Below are 18,940 nucleotides of genomic sequence, written 5' to 3'. Positions count from 1 at the left end.
CCGGCGTTCCTGACGGCGCGTGCAGGAGGCGGCTCCGGCGCGCGCCGGCTGCGACCCCTCGCGTCCTGAACGAATCCCCCAGGCCGGGTCGCCCCGCGCGGCCCGGCCCGGCTCCCTCCGGCACCGTAGTAGATTCGCGCGCACCCTGATGACCCTGCTCCGTCGTTCGATGCCGCGCTGGGCGCTCGCCCTCGCGCTGCTCGCAGGCTGCGAGGCCCGCACGCCGCCCGCGCCGCGCCCGGCGGCGCCCGCGGCCTCGGGCGCGCCGGCCTCGGGCGCGCCGGCCGTCGCCGGCGCGAGCGCCGCGCCGCAGGCCGCGAGCGCCGCGGCGGAGCCCACGGCCGGCGCCGCGGCGCCGGAGCCGACGCCGCCGGTGCCGCCGATCGCGCTCGCCTCGGGCGGCCCGCGGGCGGTGCGCGGCGACGCCGGGCTCGTGACCTCGGTCGAGGAGCACGCGACGCGCGCGGGCGCGGACGTGCTGCGGCGCGGCGGCAACGCGGTCGACGCCGCGGTCGCCGTGGCGTTCGCGCTGGCGGTGACCCACCCGAGCGCAGGCAACATCGGCGGCGGCGGCTTCATGCTGGTCCGCCTCGCGAACGGCGAGACGCAGGCGCTCGACTTCCGCGAGGCCGCGCCCGCGTCGGTGACCACCGCGTCGAACATGGCGATGGTGCGCGCCGGGGCGCACGGCTATGCGTCCGCCGGCGTCCCGGGCTCGGTCGCCGGCCTCGCCCTGGCCCACGAGCGGTTCGGCACCCGCCCGTTCGCCGAGCTCCTGGCCCCGGCGATCTCCCTCGCGCGCAAGGGGCACCGCCTCGGCGCGCGGCAGGCGCTGACGCTGCGCTGGGCGTGGCCGCGGCTGAAGGCCGATCGGGCCGCGAGCGCCATCTGGGGGCGGGGCAAGGCGCCGGTCGCCCAGGGCGAGCTGGTGCGGCAGCTCGATCTCGCCCGCACCCTGGAGACGCTCGCCGCGGAGGGGCCGCGCGCGTTCTACGAGGGCGCCATCGCCCGGCAGATCGCCGGCGCGATGCGCGAGCGCGGCGGCCACATCAGCGAGAGCGACCTGCGCGCCTACCAGGCGAAGTGGCGCGCGCCCCTCCGGTTCTCGTACCGCGGCTTCACCGTCGACACGATGCCGCCCCCCTCGATGGGCGGCGTGGCGCTCGCGGAGATGATGCTCACGCTCGAGCGGCTCAAGGCGCACGAGGCGCCCGTCGACTCGGGGCTGTCGCTGCACCTGTTCGTCGAGGCGGCGAAGCGGGCGTACGCCGATCGGCGCAAGGTGAGCGCCGACCCCGATTTCGTCGCGCCCGAGACGGCGCAGCTGCTCGCGCAGCTGCTCGACGGGGCCTACCTGATGCGCCGCAGGCCGCCCGTCGACCCGGAGCGGGCCACGCCGGCGGGCGACATCGCGGCGCCTCTGGGCGCCGTCGCGCAGGAGTCCCCGCAGACGACGCACTTCTCGGTGATCGACGCGCAGGGCAACGCGGTCTCGTGCACGACCACCCTGTCGGCGAGCTTCGGCGCGAGGATCGTGATCCCCGGCACGGGCATCCTGCTCGCCAACGCGATGGGCGCCTTCTCCGAGACGGGGATCAACGCGGTGGCGCCGGGCAAACGCATGGCGAGCTCGATGACGCCCACCCTCGTGAGCCGCGACGACAAGGTCGCGCTCGTCCTCGGATCTCCCGGGGGCGACACGATCCCGAACACCGTCGCGCAGGTCCTCCGCAACCTGATCGATCACGGGATGACCATCGACGAGGCGGTCCGCCACGCGCGCGTCCACCACCAGTGGATGCCGGATCGCGTGCGCGTCGAGCGGCTGACGCCTCCGCCGCAGGCCGCCCTCGACGACCTCGCGCGGCGAGGGCACGTCCTCGTGATGGACCCGATGCCGATCGGCGACGCGAACAACCTCCTCGTCGACGCGGCCGGCGTCGCGTGGGGCTACGCGGACACGCGGGAAGGGGGCAAGGCCGAGGGCGTCAGCGCGCCGGACAGGCTCGACCCGGCGGCGAAGGCCGACGCGCGGCCATCGAGCGCGCGGTAGCCCGCGCACCTCCGCGTCAGCGCAGCCTGGGGTCGTAGTTGGCCGCGTCGGCGTCATCGTCCTCCTTGGGGCGCACGACGACGACCGGGCACGGCGCGTTCCGCGCGATCCGATCGGCCGTCGAGCCGCCGAAGAGCCGCTGCAGGGGCGACTGCGGGTGCGTGGCCACGACGATGAGATCGGCGCTGAGCTCCCGGGCGAGCGCGACGATGGCCCGGTCCGGCCGGCCCGTGCGGAAGTGCATCGCCATCAGCCGGGCCTGGCCGTCCGCGAACCGGTGCTGGAGCACGCGGAGCGACGGCGGCGACGACGCGCCCGGCGTCGTCACGTCGCGCACTGCCGGGGCGACCTGCCGCGGGCCGATGACCACCGCGTGGATCTCCGTCTCGCCGCGGAGCGCCGCCAGATCGAAGGCGAAGCGCCACGCCCGCCCGCCCGGCTCGGACAGGTCCATCGCGACCACCACGATGTACGGCTGCACCCGGCGAGCCCCGCGCACGCTCGCGCGGGCCTCGCTCGCGGGCGCCGGCTCGTTCACGACAGCCGGCGCGCTGGCAGCGGCGGCCGCGCCGCCGGCGCGCCCCGCTGGCTCGCGGCGCCCAGGCTCGGCCCGCGGGGGGAGCGGCGCCTGGCTGACGGGGCTCGCCTCGCTCGCCCCCGCGGGCAGCGTCTCTGGCGGCGCGTCGCCCGCCGCGTGGGGCGTGCGGGCGGACGACCTGCCCTGATCGGCGCGCGCAGGCGCCGGCGCTTGGGTTGGCATCGCGCCAACGTTTGCCGCGCGCCGCGCGTCCGCAAGCGTCCCGCCCGACGGCGCGGGGCGCGCGGCGCGGCGTGGCGCGCGCAGGCGAGCAGCGCGAGCCGGCCCCCGCGCGCCCGGACCTCCCTGGACCACTCCATCCTTGACGCACCCTCCAGACCTTCGCAGCGTCCCGCCCATGATCCCCCGCTACACTCCCGCTGAATTCGAAGAGCTCTGGTCGCCCGCCACCCGATTCTCGACCTGGCTCGAGGTGGAGCTCGCCGCTTGCGAGGCGATGGAGGCCGAAGGGCTCGTGCCCGCCGGCATCGCGAAGGGGATCCGCGCGAAGCAGCTGACGCTCGATCCCGCGCGGATCGAGGCGATCGAGCGCACGGTCAAGCACGACGTCATCGCCTTCCTGACGCACGTCGAGGAGCTCGCGGGCGAGGGCGCGCGGTGGCTGCACCGGGGGATGACCTCGAGCGACGTGCTCGACACGAGCCTCGCGCTGCTGCTCGTCCGCGCGACGGACCTGCTCTCGGCGCGGCTCGACAAGCTCTGCGGCGCGCTCGCGCGGCGCGCGGACGAGCACCGGCGCACCCCGATGATCGGCAGGAGCCACGGCATCGCCGCCGAGCCGATCACGTTCGGCCTGGCGCTCGCCGGCCACCTCGCGGAGATGAAGCGCGGCAGGGCGCGCCTGCTCGCGGCGCGCCAGGCGATCGCGGTCGGGAAGATCGCCGGCGCGGTCGGGACGTACGCGCACCTGTCGCCGCGCATCGAGGAGCGCGCGCTCGCCGCCCTGGGCCTGCGCCCCGAGACGGTCTCGACGCAGGTCGTCGCGCGCGACCGCCACGCCGAGCTCTTCACCGCGCTCTCGCTCATCGCGGCGGGCATCGAGCGGCTCGCGACCAACGTGCGGCACTGGCAGCGCACCGAGGTCCGCGAGGCGGAGGAGCGCTTCACCGTGGGCCAGAAGGGATCGAGCGCGATGCCCCACAAGCGCAACCCCATCCTCAGCGAGAACCTGTGCGGCCTCGCGCGCGTCGTGCGCGCGGCCGTGATCCCGGCGCTCGAGAACGTGCCGCTGTGGCACGAGCGCGACATCTCGCACTCGTCGGTCGAGCGGATGATCGCGCCCGACGCGACCTCGACGCTCGGGTTCATGCTCGACCGCGCCGCCGGGCTCGTCGAGGGGCTCGTCGTCTACCCCGAGAGGCTGCGCCAGAACCTCGACAGCACGGGCGAGCTCTTCTTCAGCGAAGCGGTGCTCCTGGCGCTCGTCCAGAAGGGCAGGCCGCGGCAGGCGGCCTACGAGCTGGTGCAGCGCTGCGCGATGCGCGCGATCGCGGGCGAGGGGCGCTTCCGCGACAACCTCGCCGCCGACGCCGACGTCGGGGCGCTGCTCGCCCCGGACGAAATCGCGCGCTGCTTCGACCTCGACCACGCGCTCTCGCACGTGGACACGATCATCGATCGCGCGCTCCGCGACTGACCTGCGGCGTTGACCTGCGCGGGCCGGTTTGACAGGCTCGCCCCGTCATGGCCGCACCCGCACCTGTCCGCTCGCGCTGGCGCCGGCTCGCGGCGCTCGCGGCGCTCGCGGCGCTCGCGGCGCTCGCGGCGCTCGCCGCCTGCGGCGGGAGCGCCTCGGAGCCGACTCCTTTTCTCGGCGCGGCGCCCCCTCGGGCCGCGGCGCCCCCTCGGGCCGTGGCGAGCGCCGAGCCCGCGCGGCCGGCGGAGGCGCCGCGCGAGCCGTTCACCGCGCTGCGCGATCGGATCCTGCGCGAGTGGGTCGCGGACGAGCCCGCCTTCGCGCGCTCGCGCGGGCTGCACGAGCAGGACGGCAAGGTCGCCGACTACGGTGCCGCGGCGATGGAGCGGCGGCTCGCGCGCCTCGAGCGCGACCGCGCGGCGCTCGCCGCCGTCGACGCCGCGGCGCTCTCCCCGGACGAGGCGCTCGACCGCGCGCTGCTCCTCCAGCAGATCGACCTCAAGATCTTCAGCGGGAGGGACCTCGAGGAGTGGCGCCGGCGGCCGCAGTTCTACGGCGATCTGTTCGGCGTGAACCACTACCTCGATCGCGCGTACGCGCCGCTGCCCGAGCGCGCGCGGTGCCTCCTCGAGCACGAGAAGGCGGCGCTGGCCCAGGCGCCGCGCGTCCTCGAGAACCTCGTGAGCCCGATGCCGAAGCCGGTGATCGAGGTCGCCGTGAAGATCTTCCGCGGCTACGCGGAGTACCTGCGCGGCGACGTCGTCAAGCTGCTCAAGGGCGTGGGCGACCCCGCGTTCCAGGCCGATTTCGAGAAGACGAACGCCGCGCTCGCCGACGCGGCGGAGCGGCTCGCCGAGCACCTCGCGAAGGTCGAGCTGCCGAAGGGCGACGCGAGCCATGTGCTCGGGGAGGCGCGGTACCGGAAGCTCCTCCTCGCGCAGGAGGGGCTCTCGATACCGCTCGCCGAGTTCAAGAAGATGGGCGAGGACGACCTCGCGGCGAACAAGGCGGCGTACCAGGAGCTCGCCAGGAAGGTGAAGACCTCCCGGCCGAAGGCGGAGCAGCTCCTCGCCGAGGCGACGCGGACGATGGAGTCGGCGCGCAGGTTCATCGTCGACAAGGAGATCGTGAGCCTGCCGTCCGACGAGCGGGCGATCGTGAAGGAGACGCCGCCCTACATGCGCTGGAACGCCGCCTTCCTCGACGCGCCGGGGCCGTTCGAGCGGAAGGGGCTCGAGGCGTTCTACTACATCACGAAGCCGGACCCCTCGTGGCCCCGGAAGGAGCAGGAGGAGTACGTGATGCCGCGGGGCACGCTGCTCTCGACGACCGTGCACGAGGTCTACCCGGGGCACTTCGTCCAGGGCCTGTGGGAGAGCCGGGCGCCGACGGACGCGCAGAAGATGTTCGGGAGCTACTCGTTCGTGGAGGGCTGGGCCCACTACGTCGAGCAGATGATGATCGAGCAGGGGTTCGGCAAGGAGGACCTGCAGAATCGCCTCGGCCAGCTCGCGGACGCGCTGCTGCGCAACTGCCGGGTGGTCGTCTCGCTCGGGGTGCACGCGGAGGGCATGAGCCTCGACGAGGCCGAGCGCCGCTTCGTCGACGACTGCTTCCAGGACCGCGCGACGGCGCGGGAGCAGGCGGTGCGCGCGACGTTCGACCCCGGCTACTTCGCCTACACGCTCGGCAAGCTCCAGATCCTGAAGCTCCGCGAGGAGGCGAAGGCGGCCCTCGGCCCGGCGTTCTCGCTGCGCCGCTTCCACGACGCGCTCCTCTCGCACGGCTCGCCGCCGCTGCCGCTCGTCCGCGAGCGCGTGCTCGCCGAGCTCGGGGCGCCGGCGAGGAAACAGCCCTTATAAAGCCCCGCTCTACAGCGCCCAGCGCGTCGGCCGCGTCTTCAGCGTGCGCACGTCCATCGCGTCGCACCACGCCTCGAAGCGGTCGCGCGGCACGCCGCGGAAGCGCAGGTCGTCGAGGCCCTCCGCGAGCGGCACGTCGGTCCGGAGCGTCGCCAGCGTCCGGTAGAGCAGCGCGTCCTCCCGCTGCTCGACCAGCGCGCGCGCGATCCGGTCCGCGCCGCGCACCGCCACCGACCACGCGGCCGGGTCGTCCGGGATCTGCTCGATGTGCCCGTAGGCGCCGAGCAGCGCGGCCGCCGTCCGCTCGCCGATGCCCGCCAGGCCAGGGATGCCGTCGGCGTCGTCCCCCGTGAGCGCGAGGAAGTCCGGGATGCTCGCCGGCGCCACGCCCCGCGCGGCGCGCATCGCCGCCTCGTCGACGACCTTCTCCTTCCGGCGGTCGACCTGCACGACCCGATCGCCGGCAAGGCACTGCCCGAAGTCCTTGTCCGGGCTGAGGATGCGCACCTGCTCCACCGCGCCCCGGAACCGCGCCGCCGCCGTCGCGAGCGCGTCGTCCGCCTCGAACGCGTCCATCGACCAGACGACGATCCCGAGCGCGCGCACCGCCTCCTCGACCGGATCGAACTGCCGGCGCAGCGCGGGATCCATCCCCTCGTCGCTCTTGTACCCGGCGAACAGGTCGTTCCTGAACGAGCGGATCGGGTTGTCGAACGCGACGGCGAGGTGCGTGACCTCCTCTTCTGCGTGGTGCAGGAGCGCGAGGAGCGAGGCGACGACGCCCACCGTCGCCTTCGCGTCCCAGCCGCCGGGCGCGCGGTGCTCGGGCCGCTTGGAGTAGTGGGCGCGGAAGAGCTCGTAGGTGCCGTCGATGAGGTGCAGCCGCACGGTGGCCCCTCCCGCAGGGGCGCTAGGCCGTCACGTCGGCCATGAAGATCGGCGGGGTGTGCAGGGCCAGGATCTCCGGCGCGGGCGGGGCCGACTGCTTCGCCATCCGCAGCGCCTCGTCCATCGTGCGCGCCGTCTCCCAGCCGAGCAGCTGCGGGATGTACTCGTTGTCGGCGCCGACCACGATCATCCGGCCGATGTGCTGCCGCCCCGCCTCGCCCCAGTACCACATGAAGAACGGGTGGGTCGGGTGGTACGCGTGCCCGAAGCGGTACATCTCGATGTACGCGGGGTTCTCGGAGAACTTCTTCTCGTACCGCTTGTGCAGCTCCATCGCGTCCCGCGTCTCCGGCAGGAGCCGGTGCACGAACTCGATGTACGGGGCGTGGTGCTCGTTGTCGAACAGGTCGGTGCAGGGGTGGAGGATGATCATCGTCCCCCCCTTCTTGAGCATCGGCGCGCCGCGGTAGAGGTTGAACAGGTAGCCGTTCGCCATCACCTGCACGAGCAGCGGGTTCAGGAACGAGTTCACGTTGTACGGGCTGATGTACGGGATGCCCGTGATCAGGATGTCGGCCTGGCCCGTGACCGGGACGAGGTACTGGTCGAAGCTGCGCTTCAGCGTGTGCTCGTGGACGGCCTCGGTCTCGCCGGCGAACACCCCGGTCACCCCGAACGGCGAGGGGACGCGCTGGAAGATCGCCTGGCGCGCGGGCTGCGGCACCTTGGACAGCGTGAAGCGGAGGGCGCGCAGCGCGCTCTTCTCGCCCGCGCTCAGGTCGTCCTCGTTCTTCGCGAGGAACTCGAGCGGGCGATCGAACATGCGGTTGTTGATCGTCGTCTCGATCGTGAAGACGTTGAGCTTCTTGTTGGCCAGCCGGCCCATGCGCTCGACGCTCGTGTGCAGCGCGGAGCTCTTCGGATCCATGTACGAGTAGCAGTCGCGCATCACCCGCGGGTTGTGGTGCGCGCGCAGGCTCCGGTACCCGCACAGCCCGACGGCGACCGACTTGTGCCCGCCGTCCATCGGCACGAGGTTGAGGTTCACGTAGATCACGAGGTCGCTGTCGACCGCGCGCTTGTTGAGCTCGACCTCCTCGCCGACGTCGGTCGTGCCGACGTACTTCATGTTGGCGGCGTTCTCGGCGTCGTGGTTGTAGAGCCTCTTCGGCCAGTAGGCGTTGAAGATCCGGTCGCCGACGATGTGGCGGACCTCCCAGTCCTTCATCCGCCGGTGGACGCTCGTGGCGATGATGATCTCCACGTCGTCGACGCCGTAGTCGGCGAGCAGGTCGAGCACGATCGTGAGCACCCGCTCGCGGATGTCGGGGCGCTTCATCTGCGGCAGCGGCAGCGAGATGTCGTCCACCGCGATCGTGACCTTCATCCCCGGGCGGAGCTTCGCGTAGAGCGGCTCCGAGTTGTACGGGTGGTTGATCGCGTAGCGGATCGCGGCGTCGACGTCCTTCAGCGGCTCGATGGGCGGCTTCGCGTAGAGCACCCGGGTGCCGGTGGGCAGGTCGACCTCGACCAGCTGGTCGCCTGAGAAGAGCACCCGGGGGGCGCTGCGGCTGTCTAGCGTGACGACGCAAGGATGGCTCATGGGACCTTCAGAGCAGGGGGTGCGACGTGTTGGGCTGGTGGTGGCCTCCCGCCGCCGGCGGGGAGGCAGGGGTCATGCGGCGAGGTGGAGGATCGGCCAGTGGTACGCCTGCGCCAGCATCTTGAGCTTGCGGTCCGGGTTCACCGCCGCCGGGTAGCCGACGACCGAGAGCATCGGGACGTCCGAGTAGCTGTCCGAGTACGCGAAGCACTCGTCGAGGTCGTGCCCGTGGGCGTGGGCGTGCTCGCGGATGAGCCGCGCCTTCTCGGGCCCGGCCACCACCGGGCGCAGGAGCTTGCCCGTCGCGAACCGATCCTTCACCTCGAGGCGGTTCGCGATGATGCCCGTCGCGCCGAGGTGATCGGCGAGCAGCTGCATCAGGAAATCCAGCGCGCCGGAGACGAGGACGACGTCGTGCCCCTTGTCGAGGCTGCACTTCACGAGGTCCCGCGCCTTCGCGTAGATCGCCGGCTTGAGCACCTTCGCGAACGCCTCCTCCGCGAGCGCCACGAGGCGATCCTCGGAGACGCCCTCGAACGAGCTGAAGAGCAGCTCGTTGAAGAGGCGCCGATCCTGGAGCTCCGCCATCGCCATCCACGGCGCCTTCACGATCGCGCGGCCGAGCTTCGCCAGGCTGTGCATCGGCGTCGGCTGGTTCAGCATGTAGAACACCGTCGGGTGCACGAGGTTCGTCGTGACCAGGGTGCCGTCTACGTCGAAGTAGCTCGCCGGCATGCGGGGCAAATCTCCCTGCATGCCGTTTGAGTCAAGATCGAGCTGCCGCGAACCGGTGTTCGCAGGCGATCGTCACGCCGCGTCGAGGTGCCACGCCGCGTCGGCGTGATCGCGCAGGTCGTCGGGCGGTCACGCGGCGAACAGGCGCTCGTACCGGTCGTCGAGATCGACGCCGCCGTCGGTGTCTCCCCGGTCCACGGGGTTGATCCCGCAGTACTCGACGCTCGCCAGGTGGCGCCAGCGCCCGGCGCGCTCGGGCTCGTCGGGCAGGACCGGGGTCGTGCAGGGGAAGCAGCCGATGGTGCGGAAGCCCATCGCGTGCAGCGGGTTCTCGAGCGCGTCCTCGTGCGCGGCGAAGTACGCGTCGAGCTCCTCGCCGGTCAGCGACGCGAAGGGGTGGACGCGGAGCGTGTTGTTCGCGGGGTCGAGGCCGAACGGCGCGACCTTGGCGCGGGCGCCGCCCTCGCCCCGCCGCAGCGCCGCGACGAGCGCGTCGTAGCGGCCCCGGATGGCGCTGAGCGGGGCCGATTTGCGGAGGTCGCAGCAGCGCTCCTGGCCCTCCTTCGAGAGGTAGAGCAGCCCTTCGTCGCGCGTCTGCTGCGCGAAGGTGCGCTCGGGCGAGAGCGTGACGACGCGCAGGTTCGGGTGGGTCCGCGTGAGCTCGTCGCGCGTGGCGAGCGTCTCGGCGTGGAGCACGCCGGTGTCGACGAAGACCACGTCGAAGGAGAGCCCGGCGCGGTCGGCCATGTGGCAGAGCGCGGTCCCGGCGCGCTGCATGCTGCTCATGATGGCCGCGCGCGGGCCGAAGGACTCGCGGACGAAGCGGAGGAGCTCGACGGGCGACGCGCCCTGGAAGCGTCGGTTCAGCGGTTCGAGGTGTCGCTCGGTGATGCGCATGAGCTCTGCATAGCAGAGCCCGTTTCCTTGATCCGGGTTGCCTTCGCCTGAGCTTGCGCGTAACTCCGCTGGCGAGGAATGATCAGCGTCCATCAAGCCTCAGAAGCGGGCGGGCTCGGCCATGACCTGCCGGAGCTCGAGCGCCGGCGCTTCCTGTTCGTGACCGGCAAGGGAGGCGTCGGGAAGACGACGATCTCCGGCGCCCTCGCCCTCGCCTTCGCCGCCCGCGGCAAGCGCGTCCTCGTCGCGATGTGCCACACGAAGGAGCGGCTCTCCGCCATCCTCGGCTCGAAGCCGATCGGCCCGGAGGTCATCCAGGTCGCCGAGCGCGTGTCGGCGGTGAACATCTCGCCGGACAGGGCCCTCCGGGAGTACGGCGAGATGGTCCTGAAGATGCGCGCCGCGGCCGATCTCGTCTTCGACAACAAGTACACGCGCACCTTCTTCCGCGCGGTGCCCGGGCTGTTCGAGTGGGCGATGCTCGGCAAGGCGTGGTTCCACACGACGGAGCTGCTCCCGGACGGCTCGAACCGCTTCGACGTGGTCCTGCTCGACGCGCCCGCGACGGGGCACGGGGTGGACATGCTGCGGGTGCCGAAGGTGATCCTCGACGTGGCGCCGCCGGGCATCCTGCGCCGGGACGCCGAGGCGGCGTGGGCGATGTTCAGGGATCCCGCGCGGAGCGGGGTCGTCGTCGTGACGCTCCCGGAGGAGATGCCGGCGACCGAGACCGTCGAGCTCGTGGCGGAGGTCCGGGGCGACCTTGGCCTGCCCGTCCACCGGGTGATCATCAACGGCGTGCTGCCGGCGCTGTTCTCGCCCGAGGAGCATCGGGCCCTCCTGGTCGACCCGACGCGCCTCGACATCCAGGCGCCGGCGCGCGCCGCGGACACCGTCGAGAGCGCCTTCGTGGCCGGCGCGCGGCGGGCGATGCGCGAGTCGGTGCAGCGCGAGAGCCTGGCCCGGCTGCGCCGCGATATCGACCTGCCCACCGTGATGCTGCCGTTCCTCTTCGACGAGGCCTCGACGGTCGCCGGCACGCGGATGCTGGCCGAGCGGCTCTGAGCGGGGCGGATGCCGGCGGCCCTGCTGCGAGCGAGCCCGCTGCTCCGCGACGGACGCGCGCTGCTCGACGCCGATCGCCTCGTCCACGCGGGGGTCGCCGATCGGCGCGCGAGCTTCGAGCTCTCCTTCACCGCGATGCCGGCCCACACGGGCTTCCTCGTGGTCGCCGGCTTCGAGGCGGCGCTCGAGGCGCTCGCGGTGGACGGCGCGCGCTTCGACGCGGCGGCGGTCTCCGCGGCGCGCGCGGCGTGCGGCCTGAGCGACGCGCTCGAGGAGCGGCTCGCCGGCGCGCCGCTCTCGGTCGACATCGACGCGATGCCCGACGGGACGATCGCCTTCCCGGGAACGCCCGTCGCCTCGGTGGAGGGGCCGTTCGTCGAGGCGCTGCTCGTGGGCGCGCTGCTCGCGCCGGCGCTCCGCCGCGGCACGGCCGCGGCGACGCGGGCCGCGCGGCTCCACATCGCGGCCGGCGGCGGCGACATCGTCGACGGGTCGTCGGCGAGCGTGCCGTTCGCCGACGAGGCGCTCGCGCTCGCCCGCGCGGCGCACGTGGGCGGCGCCGTGGCGACGACGAGCGCGCTCGCGGCCACGGCGCTCGGCGTCCCGTTCCGCGGTGAGGCGGGGATCGACCTCGGCGAGCTGGCGCCGCCGCCGTCCCCGCTCGAGGGCAGCTGGCCCTGGTACGCCGATCGGATGGTCGACCTCGGGGGCGACGACGAGGAGGCGCTGCTGCTCGAGGCGAGGCGCGTGGGCACGCGCGCGGGCGGCTGGGTCGCGTCGGGGCTCGGGGAGGCCGTCGAGGGGCTGCCGGCGGCGCGCTGCGAGCTCGTGGCGCTCGAGGAGGCGGGCGCGTGGGCGCTCCGGCAGGGCACGAGCGATCGCGGCGACGTGATCGCGGGGCGGAAGATGGTGGCGCGCTACTTCGACGAGGCGGGGCGCGCGGCCTTCGACGTGATCCACCTCGCGCACGAGCGGATGCTGGCGCCGCGCGCGCTCGGGGTCGCGAGGCTCGCCCCGCTCGCGCGCGCGGCGATGCGCGGCGGACGCGCGCTCGAGTCGCCCGAGCCGGCGAGCGCCGGGCGCGAGCGCTCCCTGGCGGCGCGCCAGCTGCTGCCGGACGCGGTGGCGCTCCTGCGCGCGCCGGCGAGGTACCCGGTGCAGTTCTCGCCGGCGCTGATCGCGCTGCGGGAGCCGGATCCACCGGGGGTGCTGCGGTAGCTTCCTGGTGAGCTCGAGATCTCGCCGAGCTGACCGGCCCCGGGGAGGGAGCTCGCCGGGGCCCGCGGCCTGGCCCTCTGCTTCATCGACCACGCCGCCGAGCTCCCGTACTTCAGGGATGAGGTCCTGCACCGCCTCGTCGACATGGGCGTGCGCCGGCCTGGCTGACTAGTCGGAGACCTTGATCAGCAGCTTTCCGATCTTGTTCGGCTGGAAGAGCATCGCGAGCGCATCCGGGGCGTTCTCGAGGCCCTCCACCACGCGCTCGCGCCAGGTGATCCTGCCCTCCTTGATCCAGCCGTGGATCTTCTCGAAGGCCTCGGGGAAGCGCGCTTGATGATCGGTGATGACGAAGCCTTGCACCCGGAGCCGCTGCATCAGGATGAGCGGGAAGCGCACGGGGCCCGGGCGGGGCTGCTTGTCGTTGTACGTCGAGATGAGGCCGCAGAGCGTGACCCTTCCGAAGAGGTTCATCTTGTCGAGCACGGCGTCCAGGATGTCGCCGCCTGCGTTCTCGAAATCGATGTCGACGCCGTCCGGACAGGCGCGGTCGAGCGCCGCCGCGACATCCTCGGTGCGGTAATTGATGCAGGCGTCGAAGCCGAGCTCCTCGGTCACATAGCGGCACCCGGCGTCGCTGCCGGCGATGCCCACCACGCGACAGCCCGCGATCTTCCCCATCTGGCCGACCAGGGAGCCCACGGAGCCGGCGGCGGCGGACACGACGATGGTCTCGCCCGGCCTCGGCTGCGCGATATCGAAGAGGCCGACGTACGCGGTGAAGCCGCCGGTCACGTGAAGTGGGCAGAGGAAGGCGCCGAGCGGGACGTCCAGCGCGGGCAAGCGCGTGAGGGCGAGGTCGCCGGGAGCCGCGACGTTGTAGTCCTGCCAGCCGAGGAGGCCGGAGACGAGGTCTCCTGCGCCATAGTCGGGGTGACGGGAGCGCTCGACGACGCCGACGCCGAGCGCGCGCATCACCTCGCCCTGGTTCACCGGCGGCATGTACTGCTTCATGTCGCTCATCCAGATCCGGTTCGTCGGATCGACGGACAGGTAGCGCGCGCGGACGAGGACTTCGCGGTCGCCAGGTTCCCGGACCGGCGCCTCGTGGAGCTCGAAATGGCTGCGGTCCGGCGGGCCCTCGGGGCGCGCCTTCAGGATGTAGCGGCGGTTGGAGAGGGACGAGGTGCTCATCATGCGTAGCTAGTCGCCCGGGGGCTCCACCGGAAGGTGCAACCCGGCTCGACGGAAGAGGTGCCAGCCGAGGACGTGTGGGTGCCGGTGGCGAGTTGAGCTCGCATGCCAGCGGTTCAGTCGACGTGATCCAGAGCGGATGCCGGGCGCGTCGTGCCCCTCGAGCAGCGGCGAGGACGGGCGGCAGGGCCCCGGCGAGGGCGCCTCGAGCGCCGGCACGCTCGCCGACCGTCATGGTCTGCGCGCCGAGCGGGAACCACGCGAGCCAGGGCTCGAGCGGCCGCGAGGGCGCGAGCGGCCGCGTCGAACCGCGCGCCGTCGCGGCTCACATGTCGAGCAGGAGCTGCGTCAGGATGTAGTTCGTGACGAGCACGGTGACGCAGCTCTCGACGACCGCGCGCGTGGTCGCGACGCCGACGCCGCGCGCGCCGCCCGAGGCGTAGAAGCCGTGGCGGCACGAGACCGACGAGACGATGAAGCCGAAGACGCACGCCTTGATGAGCCCCATGGAGATGTCCTTGGGGAGGGCGAAGTCGCGGATGCTCTGGAAGAACGCGCCCTCGTCGCCGCCGAGCCAGAGCACGGCGACGAGGTACGAGCCGCACATGCCGACGCTCGTGTACAGGATGCAGAGCAGCGGCAGCATCACCGTCGCGGCGAAGAGCCGGGGCGAGAGCAGGTATTGCACGGGGCTCACGCCCATCGTCGCGATGGCGTCGATCTGCTCGGTGACGCGCATGTTGCCGAGCTCCGCGGCCATCGCGCTGCCGGCGCGGGCGGTGACCATGATCGCGGAGAAGACCGGCGCGAGCTCGCGGGCCAGCGAGACCGCGACGAGGCCGCCGACGCGGCCCTCGGCGCTGAACGCGCGCAGCGCGTAGGACGTCTGCAGCGTGACGACCATGCCGCTGAAGACGCCGGTCAGGCCGACGATGAAGACCGACTGCGCGCCCATGAAGTCCATCGCCGCGAGGAACTGGGCGGGGCGGAACGGCGGGCGCACGAGCCAGACGATCGTCTGGAAGGTGAGCGTGACGATGTTGCCGATGTTGTCGAGGAACGCGAGGACCGGCTCCAGCGCCCTGTCGAGCAGCTGGCCGCGGCTGATCTCAGCGCCTTCCTTCACGGTGCGCTCTTGTACCACGCAACGCCGCCGCGCACGGGGCCGGGCTCGCGACGACCCCGCGCGCCCGCTCGCCCGCGCTGCGACGCGCGCTTCGCGCCGGCGCGTGGATCGAGCCGCCGGTCGAGCCCGCCCGAAGGCGCAGCGATCCCCGCTCGCCCTCGCCAGGCGCCGGCCGCTCGACGCGCTTCACGCAGCGCTCGGCCCGGCTCCCCGCGATCCGACGGCGCCGCGCCGCAGCTCGTCCTCCAGCGCCGCGAGCACCTCGCCGCTCCGCGCGCCGGTCGCCCTGATCTCGGCGGCGCGGCCGGGCGCGGCCGGGTCCTCGGGGGCGGCGAGGTGGATCAGGAGCGCGTCGCCCCCGAGCGCCTCCACGAACGGCTCGCCCCACTCCACCACGACGAGCGCGCCCTCCGCGCGGCGCTCGCGCAGCCCGAGCTGGGCGAGCTCCGCGGCCGCGCCGTCGCGCGCGCCCTCCGCGGAGGACGCGCCCCCGAGGCGGTAGGCGTCGGCGTGCGCGATCGGGACCCGGCCCTCGTGCTCGTGGACCAGCGTGAACGTCGGGCTGGTGATCGGGAGCGCCGGCGGGACGCCGAGCGCCCGGCAGAGGGCGCGGGCGAAGAACGTCTTCCCGGCGCCGAGATCGCCGGCGAGGACGACCAGATCGCCGCCCGCGAGGCGCGCGGCGAGCGCCCGCGCCAGGCGGATGGTGCTGCGGCGGCTCGGCAGCTCGATGCGCATGCGTCAGAACCGGGCCCCGGCGCCGAGCGTCGCGCCGACCAGCAACAGGGAGCCGTCCCCCGTGGGAACCCACCGGAGGTTGCCGAGCTGGGCCTCGAGCTGCACCGAGGGGCTCAGCGCGAGCGCGACGTCGAGCGACGCCCCGAGCACCGGGTGGACCTCGAGATCGCCGTGGTACGTCGTGAGATCGGGGCCCACGGCGCCGGGGGCGGACCTGAAGAACGCGCCCGCGCGGAGCGACGGGCCGAGGTGGAGCGGGAACGCGCGCCACGCCCCGTCGTGCGGCGTCAGGCTGGGCGTCAGCAGCAGGCGCGCGCCGCCCTCGATCCAGCCGGCGAAGGGGCCGGCCAGGTTGCCGCCGCCGCCGGCGAACAGCTCGAGCCCGCGGTCGCCGGGCGCATAGGCCACGCGCGCCTCCCCGACCAGCGAGGCCGCGCTGCCGCTCGCGCCCGGGAGGCGCGCCGCCGCGACGGCCAGCCCGAGCGACGCGGACACGGCGACCCGGCGCCCGCCCGAGTACGCGGGCCACACGCGCTCCGGCCCGAGGGGATACGCCATCAGCACCTCCTTCGCGGGCGGCGCTGGCGGCGGCGCGGGCACCGGGGGCAGCACGATCGCCCCTCCCGCGGACGGCGGCGGGGGCGCGCTCGCCGGAGCGGAGCGCGCGGCGCGCTCCCAGGGGAGCTCGCCGGCGCCGATGCCCTCCGGGCGGAGCAGGACCGCCAGCATCTCCTGCGTCTGCTGGTCCGATCGATCCCGGTCGACCTCCCTGGCGACCGACTCGACCCGGCCCGTCGAGGCGAGGTACGCGGTGAGCTCGACCCGGGTGGTCGTGACCGCAGGATCGACGGTGCCGGTCAGGACCCAGTCCGCGCCCGTCCGCGCGCCCACCGCGCGGAATTCGTCCGCGCTGTCGGCGACGCCGTCGGCGACGTCCTTGAGCGCGGCCGCGACCGCGCCGTCCGGCGCCGTGGTGTGGCCGAGAGCGGCGAGCCCGCGCGCGACCTCGGCCTGGGCGGCGCTCCGGGCGGCCTCGTCGGTGCCCCCTCGCGCCGGTAGGAGCGCCACCCGATCGGCGAGCGCGGCAGGGGCGATCGCCAGGAGCGCGGCGGCGGCGGCACAGGAGAGGGCTCGGCGGATCATGCGGCGCCATGCTACGCCCGCCGGCAGGCCGGAGCAGCCCCGGGGCGACGCGCCGGCACGGTCTCCACGCGCGGCCTCGCGCGTCGTGCCCTGCGCTGACCGGGCGCCGGCCACGTTCACCGCGTCGTTCACCGCGTCGTTCACCGCGCTTTCGCCCCGCTCATCGCGCTTTCCCGCTCTCGCGGTAGCCGATCACCCGCGGCAGCACGCGCCGCCCGCCGAAGCCGTCCGCCGCCGTCGTCCAGAGCTCCGCCGTCGCGGTGCTCATGGCGCTCGCCGCAGCGAGGCGCCGCGCCTTCACCTCCGCCGGGTCCTCGGTGCCCGTCTTCGGCAGCCGCTGCACGCCGGCCCAGGCGAGCACGCCGGCGTCGCGCCCGAGCGCCGCCCAGAAGCTCGGCGGCGACGGATGGGTGGCGAGCCACGCCGCGAGCGCCGCCGCCGCGCCCGAGGCAGGCGTCGCCCTGGGATCGCCCGCGCCCGGCGGAGGCTGCGCGCCGGAGGGCGCCGCGAGGAGCGGGAAGAGCCCCGCCGTCGCGACGAGCGATCCCGGCGGCGGCGCGATGGCCGTTTCGAAGGCGAGCGCGATCGTCACCGAGCGGGGAGCCGCGCGGAGCGCCTGGTCCGCGCAGCGCGCGTCGCCGGCGAGGACCATCCCGCGGATGGCCGGGGGCCGGAGAGCGCGCGTGTCGAAGGTCCCGTCGCAGGGGAGCGCGAGCGCGATGCCATGCTCGGCCAGCAGCGCGGCCCCCGCAGCGCCCGCAGCGCCCGGCGGCGCGGCCCCCGCAGCGCCCGCAGCGCCCGCCGTCGCGGCCCCGGCGGCGCCCGGCGGCGCGGCCCCCGCGTCCTTCCGGACCTCGGCGTCGCCGCCCACGAGCGCCACCGGCTTCGCGCCCCGCTCCGCGAGCGCGGCGGCGAGCACCTCGATGCTCCTCGCGGGCTCCTCGCCCACGACGAAGACGAACGCGCCGTCCAGCGCCGCCGGCTCCGGCGGGTGGACGAGCAGCACCGGGATCGCGTGCGTCCGCGCGAATTTCGCCGCCTCGGTCGCCTGCTCCCGATCGGAGCCGGCGATGAGCACCGCGGCGCCCTCGGCGGTGAGGCTGTTCAGCGCCTCGTCCACGCTGCCCTCGCCCCCGTCGTCGCGGCTCACGAGCCGCGCGTCCGCGCCCGGCCGGAGCAGCCCGAGCCCGTGCGCCACGCCGGCGGCGATCTCGACGCCCCGGCGGCGCGACGCGGCCGTGCGCGTCGACAGCAGCAGGCCGACCGTGGGCGGCTCGACGCGCGCGGCCCCCGCGCCGGCCGCGAGCTCGAAGATCGCGTCGCGCTGGGTGCCGAGCGCCGCGTCGGCCCGATCGAGCAGCTCCTTCGCGAGCGCCACGTCGCGGCGCTCGCGGGCGACGATCGCGAGCCGCTCGGCGAGCAGCGAGCGCAGGTCGACCTCCGGGCTCACGACCTCGCCGGTCGCCCGCCCGGCGCGGAGCGCCCGGACGAGGTGATCGATCGGCACCTCGCGCAGCTGCGCCCCGATCTGCGCCCGGACGGCGGCGCGCCGGTCGTCGTCGGCCTCGCGCAGCCACACGCTCATCAGCTCGATCGCCTGCGTCCACGCGCCCGCCTCCATCGCGGCGGCGGTGACCTCCTCGTTGAGGAGCGCGCGCACGTACGCGTCGATCATCTTGCTCACCAGCGGGCGCAGCACCCCGAAGGCGGGCCTCGGCTTGCCGGATCGCCGGAGCGCCGCGCCGCGGATCACGCGCGCGAGATCTCCGACCGCGCTCCGCCCCGCCGCCTCGACCTCGGCCGCGAGCGCCTCGGCGCGGCGCAGGTCCCCGCGCTCCAGGGCGATCCACGCGAGGTGGACGGTCGCGACGCGCGCGAGGTCGTCGGAGGCGTGGCGCCCCCGGAAGGCGAGGAGCTCCGGCTCGAGCGCGATGCGCTCGGCGCGCGCGCCGTTCGCGAAGCGCGAGAGGAGGGGGCGCAGCTCGGCCTGGGCCGCGGGCGACCCGGCCAGCGCCGGGCTCACCGGCGCTCCGCCGTCCTGCGCGCCGCAGCCGGCGCCGGCGGTCGCGGCGGCGAGCGCGAGCAGGGCCGTTGCCGCGATCGCGGCCGCGCGGGCGTGACGTGGCCGACGTTGCCCGGCGGCGCCGCGGCGCGGGCGAGATGCCGCGCCGCCGCTCGACGCGC

General features: G+C 74.4%; 15 protein-coding genes. 5 read left to right on the top strand and 10 right to left on the bottom strand.

The window, feature by feature from the left end; genetic code table 11:
- Positions 1–148: 148 nt before the first annotated feature.
- Positions 149–2,053: a gamma-glutamyltransferase gene (gene ggt, locus ACSRUE_RS07200; protein ID WP_441290369.1), complete on the top strand. Its 1,905-nt coding sequence runs from the start codon at positions 149–151 to the stop codon at positions 2,051–2,053.
- Positions 2,054–2,069: 16 nt separating this feature from the next.
- Here the strand turns inward: ggt and ACSRUE_RS07195 are convergent, their stop codons facing one another.
- On the bottom strand, positions 2,070–2,813 hold the full coding sequence (locus tag ACSRUE_RS07195) for a universal stress protein (RefSeq protein WP_441290368.1): 744 nt from the start codon (positions 2,811–2,813) through the stop codon (positions 2,070–2,072).
- A gap of 175 nt (positions 2,814–2,988) precedes the next feature.
- On the opposite strand from ACSRUE_RS07195, the gene purB reads away from it, so the two are divergent.
- Both purB and ACSRUE_RS07185 read left to right on the top strand, forming a co-directional pair.
- The gene (gene purB, locus ACSRUE_RS07190) at positions 2,989–4,287 is read left to right on the top strand and encodes an adenylosuccinate lyase (protein ID WP_441290367.1); all 1,299 of its coding nucleotides are present in this window, start codon (positions 2,989–2,991) and stop codon (positions 4,285–4,287) included.
- Between the two features lie 47 nt (positions 4,288–4,334).
- Entirely contained in the window at positions 4,335–6,149 is a 1,815-nt protein-coding gene (locus ACSRUE_RS07185) for a DUF885 domain-containing protein (protein WP_441290366.1), read from the top strand.
- A 9-nt stretch (positions 6,150–6,158) separates the two neighbouring features.
- Here the strand turns inward: ACSRUE_RS07185 and ACSRUE_RS07180 are convergent, their stop codons facing one another.
- From ACSRUE_RS07180 to ACSRUE_RS07165, 4 genes are all read right to left on the bottom strand, one after another.
- Positions 6,159–7,037 (bottom strand): 5'-3' exonuclease, encoded by an 879-nt coding sequence (locus tag ACSRUE_RS07180; RefSeq protein WP_441290365.1) that lies wholly within the window; start codon positions 7,035–7,037, stop codon positions 6,159–6,161.
- A gap of 22 nt (positions 7,038–7,059) precedes the next feature.
- A complete protein-coding gene (locus ACSRUE_RS07175) occupies positions 7,060–8,640 on the bottom strand; it encodes a lactate racemase domain-containing protein (RefSeq protein ID WP_437528366.1) in 1,581 nt (526 codons plus the stop codon).
- A 72-nt stretch (positions 8,641–8,712) separates the two neighbouring features.
- The gene (locus tag ACSRUE_RS07170) at positions 8,713–9,375 is read right to left on the bottom strand and encodes an HAD family hydrolase (protein ID WP_012240903.1); all 663 of its coding nucleotides are present in this window, start codon (positions 9,373–9,375) and stop codon (positions 8,713–8,715) included.
- A 129-nt stretch (positions 9,376–9,504) separates the two neighbouring features.
- On the bottom strand, positions 9,505–10,272 hold the full coding sequence (locus tag ACSRUE_RS07165; protein ID WP_441290364.1) for a phosphoadenylyl-sulfate reductase: 768 nt from the start codon (positions 10,270–10,272) through the stop codon (positions 9,505–9,507).
- Positions 10,273–10,350: 78 nt separating this feature from the next.
- Between ACSRUE_RS07165 and ACSRUE_RS07160 the strand changes: the two genes are divergently transcribed.
- Positions 10,351–11,337: an ArsA family ATPase gene (locus tag ACSRUE_RS07160; protein ID WP_441290363.1), complete on the top strand. Its 987-nt coding sequence runs from the start codon at positions 10,351–10,353 to the stop codon at positions 11,335–11,337.
- Between the two features lie 9 nt (positions 11,338–11,346).
- On the top strand, positions 11,347–12,555 hold the full coding sequence (locus tag ACSRUE_RS07155) for a hypothetical protein (RefSeq protein ID WP_441290362.1): 1,209 nt from the start codon (positions 11,347–11,349) through the stop codon (positions 12,553–12,555).
- Positions 12,556–12,723: 168 nt separating this feature from the next.
- Here the strand turns inward: ACSRUE_RS07155 and ACSRUE_RS07150 are convergent, their stop codons facing one another.
- The 5 genes from ACSRUE_RS07150 to ACSRUE_RS07130 form a co-directional block, all read right to left on the bottom strand.
- Complete coding sequence (locus ACSRUE_RS07150; RefSeq protein ID WP_441293065.1) at positions 12,724–13,749, bottom strand: NADP-dependent oxidoreductase; 1,026 nt, start codon at positions 13,747–13,749, stop codon at positions 12,724–12,726.
- 325 nt (positions 13,750–14,074) lie between these two features.
- Entirely contained in the window at positions 14,075–14,875 is an 801-nt protein-coding gene (locus ACSRUE_RS07145; RefSeq protein WP_441290361.1) for an MlaE family ABC transporter permease, read from the bottom strand.
- A gap of 186 nt (positions 14,876–15,061) precedes the next feature.
- Positions 15,062–15,613, bottom strand: a complete 552-nt coding sequence (tsaE, locus tag ACSRUE_RS07140; protein ID WP_441290360.1) for a tRNA (adenosine(37)-N6)-threonylcarbamoyltransferase complex ATPase subunit type 1 TsaE — start codon at positions 15,611–15,613, stop codon at positions 15,062–15,064.
- Between the two features lie 3 nt (positions 15,614–15,616).
- Entirely contained in the window at positions 15,617–16,756 is a 1,140-nt protein-coding gene (locus ACSRUE_RS07135; RefSeq protein ID WP_441290359.1) for a hypothetical protein, read from the bottom strand.
- A gap of 160 nt (positions 16,757–16,916) precedes the next feature.
- Positions 16,917–18,779, bottom strand: a complete 1,863-nt coding sequence (locus ACSRUE_RS07130) for a hypothetical protein (RefSeq protein WP_441290358.1) — start codon at positions 18,777–18,779, stop codon at positions 16,917–16,919.
- Positions 18,780–18,940 lie beyond the last annotated feature (161 nt).

Origin of the sequence: Sorangium sp. KYC3313 (assembly GCF_052075895.1) — a bacterium.
In the GTDB taxonomy this organism is placed as follows: Bacteria; Myxococcota_A; Polyangia; order Polyangiales; family Polyangiaceae; genus Sorangium; species Sorangium cellulosum_B.
This window is presented reverse-complemented; position numbering and strand designations above follow the sequence as displayed.